This window comes from Rhodoferax sp. OV413, from assembly GCF_900104385.1.
Lineage (GTDB): Bacteria > Pseudomonadota > Gammaproteobacteria > Burkholderiales > Burkholderiaceae_C > Rhodoferax_B.
The window spans coordinates 41,651-54,452 of record NZ_FNJA01000006.1; the positions used below are offsets into that span (position 1 = coordinate 41,651).

8 protein-coding genes and 1 pseudogene are annotated in these 12,802 nt (G+C 64.2%); 1 reads left to right on the forward strand and 8 read right to left on the reverse strand.

Features of this window, described 5'->3' with window-relative positions; translation table 11 throughout:
* Positions 1–2: 2 nt before the first annotated feature.
* From BLT66_RS18925 to queA, 8 genes and pseudogenes are all read right to left on the reverse strand, one after another.
* Entirely contained in the window at positions 3–1,514 is a 1,512-nt protein-coding gene (locus BLT66_RS18925) for an amidohydrolase family protein (protein WP_092760026.1), read from the reverse strand.
* 232 nt (positions 1,515–1,746) lie between these two features.
* The gene (locus tag BLT66_RS18930; RefSeq protein WP_092760028.1) at positions 1,747–4,185 is read right to left on the reverse strand and encodes a PEP-utilizing enzyme; all 2,439 of its coding nucleotides are present in this window, start codon (positions 4,183–4,185) and stop codon (positions 1,747–1,749) included.
* Positions 4,185–5,627 (reverse strand): annotated as a pseudogene (locus BLT66_RS18935) (TIGR01777 family oxidoreductase). Before BLT66_RS18935 ends, BLT66_RS18930 begins: the two are co-directional and overlap by 1 nt.
* The gene (locus BLT66_RS27255; RefSeq protein WP_255407004.1) at positions 5,620–6,087 is read right to left on the reverse strand and encodes a cell division protein; all 468 of its coding nucleotides are present in this window, start codon (positions 6,085–6,087) and stop codon (positions 5,620–5,622) included. Before BLT66_RS27255 ends, BLT66_RS18935 begins: the two are co-directional and overlap by 8 nt.
* A gap of 5 nt (positions 6,088–6,092) precedes the next feature.
* Positions 6,093–6,515 (reverse strand): thiol-disulfide oxidoreductase DCC family protein, encoded by a 423-nt coding sequence (locus BLT66_RS27260; protein WP_255407005.1) that lies wholly within the window; start codon positions 6,513–6,515, stop codon positions 6,093–6,095.
* Positions 6,512–7,057 carry a GbsR/MarR family transcriptional regulator gene (locus BLT66_RS18945; protein ID WP_092760030.1) on the reverse strand — a complete coding sequence of 182 codons (546 nt, stop codon included), beginning with the start codon at positions 7,055–7,057 and terminating at the stop codon, positions 6,512–6,514. Before BLT66_RS18945 ends, BLT66_RS27260 begins: the two co-directional genes overlap by 4 nt.
* Before the next feature lie 217 nt (positions 7,058–7,274).
* A complete protein-coding gene (gene tgt / locus BLT66_RS18950) occupies positions 7,275–8,471 on the reverse strand; it encodes a tRNA guanosine(34) transglycosylase Tgt (RefSeq protein WP_092760032.1) in 1,197 nt (398 codons plus the stop codon).
* Between the two features lie 2 nt (positions 8,472–8,473).
* Positions 8,474–9,523, reverse strand: coding sequence for a tRNA preQ1(34) S-adenosylmethionine ribosyltransferase-isomerase QueA (queA, locus tag BLT66_RS18955; protein ID WP_092760034.1), 1,050 nt, complete (start codon positions 9,521–9,523; stop codon positions 8,474–8,476).
* A gap of 370 nt (positions 9,524–9,893) precedes the next feature.
* Here queA and BLT66_RS18960 point away from each other — a divergent pair, with 370 nt between their 5' ends.
* Positions 9,894–12,800 (forward strand): EAL domain-containing protein, encoded by a 2,907-nt coding sequence (locus BLT66_RS18960; protein ID WP_176955101.1) that lies wholly within the window; start codon positions 9,894–9,896, stop codon positions 12,798–12,800.
* The last annotated feature ends 2 nt before the right edge of the window (positions 12,801–12,802 follow it).

Below are 12,802 nucleotides of genomic sequence, written 5' to 3' on the forward strand. Positions count from 1 at the left end.
GCTCAGACCTTGCCGCGTACTTTGTCGGCGATGTCTGTGCCTTCGAAGAAGCGCGGATTGGCTTCGGTATAGAACTTGTAGGGGTTGCCGAAGGTGAAGGCCTTGAAGTCGGCGGCGGAGATCACGCCTTGCTCCACCAGGTCCCAGCTTTCGGCCAGCGGCTCGGTCAGGTCCGGCACGTCCCAGTGGCCAATGTCGGACGACCAGATGGCGTTGATCTTCACGCCCAGCGGGTGCACCTTGTGGTTGAAGGCCGCGGCCACGGTGCGGTCGTCGGCCTCGGAGCCGAAGAAGAAGTTGTTCACCCAGCGGTCGCGGATGTCTTCCACGCTTTCGATGCCGGCGGCCTTGAAGTCGTCCAGCTCGTCATCCACCGGGTCGCGGCTGTGCGGCAGGGCAGAGATGCCCAGGCTGTCACGCAGCAGCGTGTCACGGTTGATGGCTTTGCCCTTGGTCAGGTCCTGGCCGTAGCGTTCGAACAGCGACTCCAGCAGCTCGATGTCGGCATGTGCCGGGTTGTAGTTCTGGACTGCATGGCGATTGCGCTTTTCCCAGCGGTCCACCAGGTGCGTGTAGACGTGCGAGCCCCAGTCGGCGCCGCCTTCCAGCAGGCCCACGCGCAGGCCGGGGAAGCGCTTGGTCACGCCGCCGAAGAACAGCGCCTTGGCAAAAGCCTGCGAGCCGTCGGCGAAGTGGCCTACGTGGTTGAACATGTAGTTGCTGGTCGACTGCCGGCCGGTCCAACCCTGGCTGCCGTAGTGGGTGGTCACCGGTACGCCCAGCTCGACCACCTTGGCCCAGAACGGGTCGTAGTCGTGCTCGCTGTCGATGCCGAAGAAGTCGGTGTAGGTGGCGTGCTTGGCCACCTCGGGGTGCGCGTCCTTCGGGTACAGCGCGGCCACGGAAGGGATGGGCCGGCGCACGCCGCCGGGGATGTTGATGACCTTCAGGCCCAGGGTGTTCACCGCGAATTCCAGCTCTTCGATGGCCTCTTTCGGCGTGTGCATGGGGATGCCGGCCACGGGTGTCAGGCGGTGCGCGTGCTTGCGGTACTGGTCGGCGTGGAAGTGGTTGATCGCGCGGTGCAGCGGTTGGCGGAATTCGGTGCCGGCGGCGGCCGGCGACAGCACGTCGTTGGGGAACAGCACCGAGTAGTCAGCGCCTTGCTCGGCCAGGCGCTCGGCCAGCAGATCAGGCAGGGTGTAGGTGGCCAGGTCCAGCGTGTTGCGGGTGACGCGGGCCCACCAGGGGGCGCGCAGCGTGCGGTTGTGCTGACGCTCTTCGGCAGTCTGTTGGTACCAGTCCTTGCCGGCCGCGCTCTTGGTGGCGAAGCGGCCGCCCAGCGCCTTGCGCAGCGCATCGACCAGGGCCGTGCCGCCGTAGTGCTGCACATAGTCTTCCAGCGCCGGCGCGAAGTCGTTGACGTGCACATCGGTGTCGATCACCGGGTGGTCCAGCCGCGCCTTGACGGCAGCGGAACGCGAGGCTTGGGCGGTGTACAGGCGGTCGTTCATCAGAATTCTCCGTGGGGTGCAATGCAGATCGGCCTTTCAATGTAGGAGCCGATGGCATGCAGGCCAACGAAGGATTCCGTGTTACCTAAGACGGAATTTTTCTGTGCAAGAACCGATCATGGGTTTTTGCCCCCGTGCGTGTGCAGCACGGGGATGTATCAATGGGTTAGATGAAAGAGGGCTCTAGCGCATATGTTGATTGCGTTAATAGCTATTTAATAAATAGCATTCGCTAGGGCCCAATCCGCGTGAGAACGCCATCTTGGTAGCGCACCCGTTTACCTCGCCATCGGGTGTCCACATCGGGTACCACGGAGGAGGGTTTGCGCAACTCTCGCAGCAAGGTAGCGCCGTGCGACAAGCGGCCACCCATGCGCACGACCACGGCGCGGGCCTTTTGGTAGTCCGCATAGCGGCCTGGGTCCAGTGTTTCCTCTAGCAGGATGTCTTTGCCCAATATGCCTTCCACCGTGCCCGGATAGATCACAAAGCGGGTCGCCTGTTCGGTGCCACTATGACCGTCTTGCCAAAAACTGCCGTCTTGCGTGCGGGCGTGGGGGTGGGGCGCGAACCAGTTGGCGCGGTCGGCTGTGGGCATGGCGTGGTGTAGCCTGAAAAAGATGCGCATCAGGTTATCCCGATACCATTCGCGCACCTGCACGTAGTACCCGCGCATGCCAGGTAGGCCCAACTGGTGCGCGGCGCGCACGTGTGTGGGCCATTGGGGGAATGACTGCAATGGCAGCGCCAGAGCGGGCGGGCGGGGTGTCGCCGGATCGGTTTCCCAGGGTAGGCGGTGCGGCGCATCGTGCAGGTCTTGGTACACAGTGTCTGGTCGACCGAACCAATCGCCACTGCTGCTCGCGAGGGCCGTGGCAATGCATAAATTGCCCTGCACAACAAACACATAAAAGCGCACAAACCAGTCGGCGAGCAACTGGCCATCCGCGCCCGTTGCCGTCAGCTGGTCCAGTTCCTGGTTGAAACGGCGCAGCCCTGGCTCCAGCGCCCGCAGGCTTTTTCGGCTTTGCGCTTGCATGCGGGCAAACAGCGGCAGCGACCGCAGTAGCCGCACCGGACGTAGCGGTATGGATGGTGTGGAGCTGCCGACTTCGCTGGAGTAGCGCTGCGCCGGCAACCCCCAGTCGGCTAGCCGGGCCAAAAACAGGTCGTTGTTGATGTACGAGGCATCGCCAAACAGGGCAGTGAAGGGCTCGTTGTCCTGCAGCACCCGCGCATCCCAGCGGGCCATGACGGCGGGGATGCTGGTGGCGGCGCGGCGCTGGGCGTATTCGACCAGGCGGCTGGGTTGCGGTGGCAGGATTTCAGCGATGTTGGCGGCGGTCAGATGTCGGCACCAGCCGTAGTGGCTGATGGGGCGGTATTGCAGCAGCCATAGCTGTTGGCCGTCCCATGCCCATTCCACGTCGCCGTGTACGTAGTGGAAGCTGCGCAGCACCGATTGCAGAAAGGTCCACAGGGCCTGGGCTGTCAGGCCCTGGGTGGTTTGGAAGGCGCCGTCGGCCCAGGCCGGGCCCATGCGCGAGAGGATGGCCCGCCGGGGCGTGCCATAGCCGTCGGCCAAGGTCTCCAGATGGCCTTGCACCCATTCCACTTCCACCGCCAGATGGCGCACAAAAGCGATGCCGGAGACCTGGGGGGCGATATAGCGCTGCACCACGACTTCCTCCACGCCGTGGGCACGCAGTGCGTCAATGTGGGCTGGCACCTGGGTGGCTGGCAGACGGAGGTAGGTGGTGCTCAGGCCGGCATTGGCGGCATCGGCCTGGTCCTCGTAAGCGCTGGACGAGCGCACGGCCCAGAGCGCGCCGGGTGGGGTGGCCAGCAGCACTGGCAACCGCGGATCGGTTGGCTCGGTCACCGTGACGCATGGCGGCACCGGGAGACCCGCCAGCTCCGCCAGGCGCAGCCGCCCGCCCTTGCTGTGCGCCACAAAGCCCGGTTGACGGGACTCCAGCCACGCGGTGAATGCGCTGGGTTCATCGATCCAGGGGTAGTGGCCCCAGTCCGGCTGGATGTGGACCGTCAGCTGCGCCCGCGCCAGCACGGCAGACCAGGCCGCCGCATGGTCCTGGGCCAGCACCGCGTCGTGCCCGCCCCATACCAGCTCGATCGGATCGGTGATCCATTCCAGCAAGGGCAGGGCGGTGTCGGCCTTGACCAGGTCCCAGTAGGGGATGAAGGCCCGGCAGCGGCGGTAACCATTGCCTATGCGCTGGTACTGGGCGGGTGTCCAGCGCTGCGCTGAGAACTTGCGGGCAAACCAGGCGGGACGGTGCGATAGCAGGCCGTGCACGAGCTTGCGCAGCGGCAGCGGTGCCATCAATGCCGGTAGCGTGCGTTGCCACAGAAAAACGCCAACGGGCGCCAGCAGCACGGTGCGCGCAAAGTGCCCCGGCCGGCGCTGCAAGGCATGCAGTACGACCAGCGCGTTGACGCCCACGGCCAGGATGCTGTGGCCGGGGACGGTGGCGGCCAGCAGCGCTTCCGCATAGGCGGACAAATCCGCGCACGGCGGCTGCGGGTTGTCGCCGAAGCCGGGTAGCTCCAGGGGCTCGGCACGGTGGTGCCGGAAGTGGGGCCTGGCGTCATCCCACCAGTCGGCCGCGCCGCCGTTGCCGGCGAGCAAATACAGAAGAGGTTGTGGCATCAGGCAAGGTCGCGCAATGCGCTGGTCAGTGTGGGGTAGCGGAAGGCAAAGGCGGTGCTGGCCAGACGGGCTGGAACCACCCGTTGGCCATCCACAAACAGCTCGGCCATTTCTCCGGCCAGCCAGCGGATGGGGGCTGCGGGAATGTGGAACCACACGGGCCGGCCCAGGATCTGCCCGGCCGTGGCGGCAAACGCGGATTGGTTGACTGGCTCGGGGGCGACTGCGTTGTAGGTGCCGTGCATGGCGGTATCGCCCAGCGCGGCGGCGACCAGTGCCAGCACGTCGTCGCGGTGTATCCAGCTGACCGCTTGCCGGCCGCTGCCCAAACGTCCGCCAAAGCCCAGGCGGTAGGGCATCAGCAGCGGCGCCAGTGCGCCACCGGGGCCAAAAACCACACCCAGACGCAGTACCACCTGGCGCATATCGGACGTAACGGCGGACTGGGCGGCGGCCTCCCAGCGGGAACACAGCTCGGCCATGAAGCCTTGGCCTTTGGGGCTCTCCTCGGTCAGGTTTTCGCTGGCATCGCGCGCACCGTAGTAGCCGATGGCCGAGGCCTGTATTCACACCGTGGGCTGGTGCTGCGCCTGTGCCAGCCAATCCGCCAGCGCCTGGGTGGTGCCGATGCGGCTGGCCAACAGCTGCTGCTGGCGGTGAGCAGACCAGCGTGGACCCGCAACCGGCGCGCCCGCCAGGTTGATGACGGCGTCGAAGGCTTCTGTCGGGTCCAGTGCGCCCAGTGACCGTATGCAGCGCGCCCGTCCGTCGAACAGGTAGGCGGCCCGCAAGGGGTCGCGCGCCCAGATGGTTACGTTGTGGCCTGCGTCCAGCAATTGGGCCACCAGTGCTTCGCCGATGAAGCCGGTGCCGCCGGTCACCAGCACGCGCTGGTGCGCCAAATTGCTGAAAGGGTTGCTGGGCGTGGGCTGGTGTGCCATGCGCCAAGTCGCCAGGCCATCGCGCACGCCCGAGGCCGCTACACCGGCGGCAAGCAGCGTCAGCACCCAGCCGCGCCAGCCGAAATCGATACCCACCAAGGCGCTCGGCAATGCCGACCATTGCAGCAGTTGCATCCCGTACAAGCCGAACAATGCGCCGCCGTTGATGGCCAGCACCGTGTGCAGCACGCGCTCGCTGGCGGGCAGCTTGCGGCTGCGGTCCTCGACCACAAAGTCCCACAGCGTAAGCAGCACTTCAACCGCCACCACGCCTGCCACCACGAATGCCCAGGCGCCGTGAAAAGCCAGGTGGGCGATGCCGGCGAACAGCAGGCCGTACAGCACGGCCCGGGTGGCGTGGATCGACAGCTCCAGCCGGGCGCTGCGCCGATGGGGGAGATCGACCGTCAATTCATGGTGGTAGAGGGTGTCAAAAGCGCCCATCAGGCCCTGCGCGATCAACAGGTTCAAAGCCCATTGCAGATAAGGAGCTTCATGCATGTTTTGTTTTCTCAGTAGTCCGGTCGTGGCGGTACAGCCAGACCAGGGGTGGCAACATGCTGGCCAGTGCAAAGCCATCTGCCCACACGTGCGGCCAGACCTGGGCTTGCAGGGAAATCAGCATGTCTTGTGGGGCCCAGATGACCAGGCCGGCGATCAGCCAGCCCCAGGCGCTGGAGTTTTTCTGCGTGTCGCCGATGCGGATCAAGGCCCACATCCATAGCGACAGGCATTGCACGGTGGCGCCAAACAGGGCCAACCACCACACTTGCTGGGCACGCGCCGGGACGGGTGCCAGGCCGCTCCAAAAAGCGGTTTCGATACCCTGGTGGTAACTGTTGAATAGCGCGAAATTGGCGACCCACGGCAGCAGCGCACCGACCAGAAAATGAACCAGCGCCGCCGCGTACATCCAGCGCACCACCCAGGTCCGCGTGGTGGAAATTGAGGTTTTAGGCATGGGGTTCAGAGGGGTAGAAATGGATGGCCGGTGCGGCACACGCCGGCGTCGCAGGCTGGTACGGCCTGGTAGCCCAGCAGCCGCGAGAAGCGGTAGCGGTTGCGGGCAAAACCGCGGTACAGCGAAGCCAGCAAGGGCCGTAATGCCCGTACGCGCAGCGGCGACACCAGCCAGCCGCGCCCGACCAGGCTGTAGGCCGCCAGCAGGCTGTCGATGCCGACCAGCACCTGCCCGTCCGCCGTTCGGCTATACAGCTCGGTGTTGAGTGCGGCCATGTCCACGCCCAGCTGCGCGGGGTCGAAGCCGTCTTCGGCGATGTCGATGAATGCCAGGCGGCCGGCGCTGTCCCAGCGGCGCAACCGCCCCATTTCCGCCGTGCAGAATGGGCATTGCCCGTCGAAGTACAGCCGCAGTGCGGGTGCGTTCATGGCTTGGCATCCTTGCTGTCGGAACCTAAAAATTGCGCCACCGTGCCGCCCATCTTCAACAGGCGCTTCAGCGTGGCGGGGGGCAGGTGCTTGAAGTCGTCATAGGCGCGCATCAGCATTTCCATGAACTCCAGCATCGCGGCCATCTTGGCGTGGGTGGCGGTATCCAGCGCGGGGTCGTCTTTGGCACCATCGGCGCATTCGCGCAGCAGCGCCAGCGTGGGGTCGAGTTCGCGCTTTTTGCGCTCATCCATCACCACGCGGAAGATGTCCCAGATGTCCTGGTGGGCTACGAAGTGGTCGCGGCGGTCCGCAACTGCGTGGGTTACGCGGACCAGGCCCCAGCCCTGCAGTTCTTTCAGGCTGTTGCTGACATTCGAGCGGGCCACGTTCAGCGTGTCGGCAATGTCTTCGGCATTCAGCGGCTGGTTGCTGCAGAACAGCAGGGCGTGGATCTGGGCGACCGTGCGGTTGACGCCCCATCGGGTGCCCATTTCGCCCCAGTGGAGAACGAATTTCTGGGTGGTGGGGCTGAGTTCCATGTGGTTTCTCTAATTTCTGTTGTTGCAGAAATTAGAGAATAGAACGCGATATCTGTCAATGCATCGGTAAAAGATTTAACCGGTAATTTTGATGGCAGTGGCTCTAATGCCGGTGAAGTAAGCGGCAGAAGCTATTGAAAATATAGCTAATACTGGCTTCTTCACGAACTGCATCCTTGCAAATCAGGGAATGCCATTCCTGATTTGCAAGGTAAACCTAGACCCCACGCGCCCGATCCGCCTTGAACTGCGCGCGGAACGCGCCAAACGTGCCTGTGTCCAGCGCCGCGCGCATCTCCGACATCAGGTTCAGGAAGTAATGCAGGTTGTGGATGCTGGCCAGCATGGGGCCGAGCATTTCGGCGCAGCGGTCCAAGTGGTGCAGGTAGGCGCGGCTGAAGCCGTCGCGGCCGCCATTGGCATAAGACACGCCCGAGGTGCCGGCGCAAGCGTGGCAGGTGCAGGTGACGTCCAGCGGCTGCTCATCCGTCTTGTGGCGGGCGTTGCGGATCTTCAGGTCGCCATAGCGGGTGAACAGCGTGCCGTTGCGCGCGTTGCGGGTGGGCATCACGCAGTCGAACATGTCCACGCCTTCGGCCACGCCCTGCACCAGGTCTTCGGGCGTGCCGACTCCCATCAGGTAGCGCGGCTTGTGGGCCGGCAGCTTGTGCGGCGTGTGGGCCATGATGCGCAGCATCTCGTCCTTGGGCTCGCCGACACTGACGCCGCCGACCGCGTAGCCGGGGAAGTCCATCTCGACCAGCTGGTCCAGCGACTCTTGCCGCAGGTTCTCGAACATGCCGCCCTGGACGATGCCGAACAGTGCGTTCGGGTTCTGCAGTTTGGCGAACTCGGCCTGGCAGCGCTTGGCCCAGCGCAGGCTGAGCTCCATGGAGTTGCGGGCTTCGCGCTCGGTGGTGATGTGGCCCTTGGTGTCGTAGGGCGTGCATTCGTCGAACTGCATCACGATGTCGGAGTTCAGCGTGGTCTGGATCTGCATGCTGATTTCGGGCGTGAGGAACAGCTTGTCGCCGTTGACGGGCGACGAGAACTTCACGCCTTCTTCGCTGATCTTGCGCATCTCACCCAGGCTCCAGACCTGGAAGCCACCGCTGTCGGTGAGGATGGGCTTGTTCCACTTCTCGAACTGGTGCAGTCCGCCGAACTGGGCCATTACGTCCAGGCCCGGGCGCATCCACAGGTGGAAGGTGTTGCCCAGGATGATTTGCGCGCCCATTTCTTCCAGGCTGCGCGGCATCACGCCTTTGACGGTGCCGTAGGTGCCCACGGGCATGAAGATCGGGGTCTGCACCACGCCGTGGTTCAGCGTCAGCGTGCCGCGGCGCGCATGGCTGCCAGCGTAGCTGCCGTCGGCGGAAGGGGCGTCGGTGGCAAGTAGGTCAAATTTCAACATGGTCAGGCAGTCTTTCGCTGGAGCAGCATGGCGTCGCCATAGCTGAAGAAACGGTATTGGTTGGCGATGGCGTGGCGGTACAGGTCCATGATGTGCTCGTAGCCGGCAAACGCGCTGACCAGCATCATCAGGCTGGACTTGGGCAAATGGAAGTTGGTCACCAGCAGGTCCACATGCTGGAACGCAAAGCCCGGCGTGATGAAGATGCGCGTGTCGCCGCTGGCCACGCCCGACTGGGCCCAGGACTCCAGCGTGCGCACGGTGGTGGTGCCGACGGCGACCACGCGGCCACCACGGGCTTTGCAGGCGGCTATCGCCTGCTGGGTGGCGGCGGGCACCTCGTACCACTCGCTGTGCATCTGGTGCTCGGCGATGTTCTCGGTCTTCACCGGCTGGAAGGTGCCGGCGCCCACGTGCAGGGTCACGCTGGCGCGCTGCACGCCCTGGGCTTCCAGCTGTGCCAGCAGGGCGTCGTCAAAGTGCAGGGCGGCGGTGGGCGCGGCCACGGCGCCGGGTGCGCGAGCGAACACGGTCTGGTAGCGCTGCGCGTCCTCGGCCGAATCGGTATGCGTGATGTAGGGCGGCAGCGGCACATGGCCGTGGCGCTCCATCAGCGTGTAGGGGTCGTCGCCCGCGTCGTTGCTGAGTACGAAGCGGAACAGCGTGCCGTCGGCATCCGGCCAGCGGCCGAGCAGGGTGGCGCGGAAGCCACCGTCGCCTACTAGGTTGATGGTGGCGCCGGGCTCGGGCTTTTTGCTGACCCGCATATGGGCGGCAACCTGGTTGCCGGTGAGCACGCGCTCGACCAGCAGCTCGACCTTGCCGCCGCTGGCTTTCTCGCCAAACAGCCGGGCTTTGAGCACCTTGGTGTCGTTGAAGACCAGTAAATCGCCGGCCTTTAGCAGGCTGGGCAGGTCACGGAAGATGCGGTCCTGGGCCGCTGGGCCAGTGCCGTCCAGCAGGCGGGAGCTGCTGCGTTCGGGGGCCGGGTGCTGGGCAATCAAGGCCTCGGGCAGGGTGAAGTCGAAATCGCTGAGGGTGTAGGGTCGCATGTAACTTGAGGGCTGGACAAGCCCATACCAAGAGTTTTGAAAAAAGCTGTGGATTGTCCCATGCGGGAGGGAAAGCGGAGCCGCATCATGCAAAGTGGGTATATACCGGCGTCTGCTGCGGCCTGGATTCTTGTGGATACAGCAGAATGGGTTTTGCGGGTGTAAAGTGGGTAAAACCATTGGCATGCGAACAGCATGCACCGTGGCAGGAGGTCAACGCATATGCATGTCCCCACGCGAAACTGGTCGAATCGGCTCGACTTTCTGTGGCTTATTGCGGCCGTGTCTCGGGATCTGAGGCCTGGGCTTTTATCCGCCGTTGCCAGCTTGGCTGCCAGCTCTTCCAGCACATTGCATGGATGGGAATGCCGTGTCCGTTAATTTGCCCCTTGATACCTATCGTTTCTTGCTGGAGCAGGTGCAGGCTGCGATTTTCGTCGTGCAAGAACATTGCCTGGTTTACGTCAATCCGAACTTGAAGCAATTGTTCGGCTACCTGCCGGAAGACGACCTTTATGGCATGGAGGCGGCGGAACTCACGGCTCCTGATTACCGCGACTATGTGCGTCAACAGGTTCAGGCGCGGGTGGAAGGTGTGCCAGGGCATGTGTATGAAATCGAATGCATACGCAAAGATGGCACGCAGTTTTCTGCGCAGGTTCGGGGTGTTCGCATTGAGCTTCCCAATGGCGTGGCCGATCTGGTCACCTTGCATGACGTCAGTGACATCAAGCGCGCGACCCGAATGGCCCAGTCGCGGGCCCAACTGTTGAACAACGCAGAAGAACTGGCCCGTATCGGGTCGGCAGAAATGGATCTGGCGACCGGAGCCATGACTTTGTCGTCCGGCATGTTCAATATCTTTGGCGAAACCCCCAGCGATGCGACCGTGACGCGGGAATGGCTGCTGTCCCGCGTGCCGGTGGCCGATAGGCCCTATGTGCAGGCCATCAGCGAAGGTGTGTCGCCCGGGGAGATTCTGGAGTTCCAGCACCGCATCATGCATACCGATGGCAGCTTGCGCACGGTGCTGCACCGGGGCCTGGCCGAGGCGGATGCCCAGGGCCAGGTCGTGCGCTCGGTCACCATCCTGCAGGACATCACGGAACAACGTGCAGCCGAGCAACGCCTGGATACTTTGGCCAACACCGATGAAATCACCGGGCTGCGCAACCGCAATGCGCTGAGCGAAAAGTTGGATACCGTGTTGCGCGAAGCCCAACGCAAGGAAGTCCAGGTGGCCGTTATCGGCATACAGATCGGCCAATTGAAGCTGGTCAGCGAATCCTTGGGCAAGGTGGGCGGGAATCTTCTATTGGCGGCCGTGGCCGGTCGCTTGCAGGAGAGCCTGGATAGCAATGACATGCTGGCGCATTTCGGCAACGGCGAATTCACGGTGCTGTTGGCACGCGACGAGCCCATGGACGAGGCACTGGCGCGGCAGCTCGCGGCGGCATGGATGGACGCGCTGGGTGTGCCCTTGATGGTGGGCGATAACGAGATCAAGGTGACCTGCGGCATGGGGATCGCGCTGTTCCCCCAGCATGGGCAGGAGCCCGAAGAGTTGCTCCACCATGTCCAGGCCGCGACCTACCATGCAGACGCGCTGGGCAGCAACCAGATCTGTGTTTTCAGTGTCGACATGCAGTCCAAAGCTGTGACCCGGCTGGCGCTGGAATCCGGCCTACGGCGCGCCCTGGAGCGCAATGAATTCGAGCTGTATTACCAGCCCAAGCTGGACCTGGTGAGTGGTGCGGTGGTGGGCGCCGAGGCCTTGCTGCAATGGCATGCGTCAGGGCAGCCGCTGGGTGCGCGTACCGCCTTCCTGGACGTGGCAGAGGAAACCGGCTTGATCGTGCCCATAGGCGAGTGGGTGCTGCGCAGCCTGTGCGAACAGTCGCTGGCCTGGCAGCGGCTAGGCCTGGCACCGGGCCGGGTGGCGATGAACCTGTCGGCCCGGCAGCTGCTGCAGCCTGACATCGTCCAGCGTATCCAGACGATCCTGGCGGAAACCGGGCTGGAGTCGCGCTACCTGGGCCTGGAGATCACCGAGGGCGTGCTGCTGGGTGAGCGCGCCCATGTGACGCGGGTCCTCGGCGAGCTGAAGGCCATGGGCATCGAGATCTCGCTGGAGGACTTTGGTACCGGCTACTCCAACCTGAGTTATCTGCGGACCCTGCCGATCGACGTGGTCAAGGTGGACCGCTCGTTTGTGCACGATGTGACGGCGGCATCGCAGGACGTTTCCATCACCCGGGCCATCATCACCATGGCCCACAGCCTGCAGATGAAGGTGCTGGCCGAAGGCGTGGAGACCGAGGGTCAGCTGGCGCTGCTGATCGCCAACCACTGCGACCAGATGCAAGGGCATTATTTCAGCACCTCCATCCCGGCGGACGCGATGGCCGAGGTGTTGCGCCAAGGCCGGCAGCTGCCCGAGCATCTGCTGCTGCGGCGCACCCACCAGCGCACCTTGCTGCTGGTGGACGACGAGGACAACATCGTGGCCTCGCTCAAGCGCCTGCTGCGCCGCGACGGCTACAACGTGGTAACTGCCAACAGCGGCGCCCAAGGCTTGCAGCGCCTGGCCGAGCATGCGGTGGATGTGATCGTTTCCGATCAGCGCATGCCCGGCATGACCGGGGTGGAGTTTCTGCGCCGGGCCAAGGAGCTGTACCCCGAAACTGTGCGCATGGTCTTGTCGGGTTATACCGAGCTGCAGTCCATCACCGATGCCATCAACGAAGGCGCGATCTACAAATTCTTGACCAAGCCCTGGGACGATGAGCGTCTGCGCGGGCATATTGCGGAGGCTTTCTCGCACAAGGAAATGGCCGACGAGAACAGCCGGCTGGGCCGCGCGGTGATCGTGGCCAACCAGGAGCTGAGTGCGGTGAACGAGCGCCTGCAAACCCTGCTGGCCGAGCAGCGCGAGCAGATCAGCCGGGAGTCCAACAGCCTGGTGGTGGCGCGCGAGGTGCTGGACCTGATCCCAACAGCCATCGTCGGCCTGGACCTGGCAGGCATGGTGGCTTTTGTGAATGCCGACGCAGAGGCCTTGTTTGGCAGTGCGGCGCTGCTGCTGGGGCGTGATGCCGATGAAGTGCTGTCCCCTGCGCTGCTGCAGGTCTGGCGCCAGGCGGATGGCACTTACTACGACCTGCAGTTTGCTGCGCAGGCCTACCGCGTGGTCTGCCGCGTGATCGGCGAGGAGTCCCATTCCCGGGGCAAGTTGCTGGTGTTGACTCCTGCAGGCCCCGGCCTGTCTGTGGTGTAGGC

Excerpts from the sequence above, each read along its gene's own strand:
- BLT66_RS27255 (WP_255407004.1), bottom strand. The coding sequence starts at position 6,087 with ATGCCTAAAACCTCAATTTCCACCACGCGGACCTGGGTGGTGCGCTGG.
- queA (WP_092760034.1), bottom strand. The coding sequence starts at position 9,523 with ATGCGACCCTACACCCTCAGCGATTTCGACTTCACCCTGCCCGAGGCC.
- BLT66_RS18925 (WP_092760026.1), bottom strand. The coding sequence starts at position 1,514 with ATGAACGACCGCCTGTACACCGCCCAAGCCTCGCGTTCCGCTGCCGTC.
- BLT66_RS27260 (WP_255407005.1), bottom strand. The coding sequence starts at position 6,515 with ATGAACGCACCCGCACTGCGGCTGTACTTCGACGGGCAATGCCCATTC.
- BLT66_RS18945 (WP_092760030.1), bottom strand. The coding sequence starts at position 7,057 with ATGGAACTCAGCCCCACCACCCAGAAATTCGTTCTCCACTGGGGCGAA.
- BLT66_RS18930 (WP_092760028.1), bottom strand. The coding sequence starts at position 4,185 with ATGCCACAACCTCTTCTGTATTTGCTCGCCGGCAACGGCGGCGCGGCC.
- tgt (WP_092760032.1), bottom strand. The coding sequence starts at position 8,471 with ATGTTGAAATTTGACCTACTTGCCACCGACGCCCCTTCCGCCGACGGC.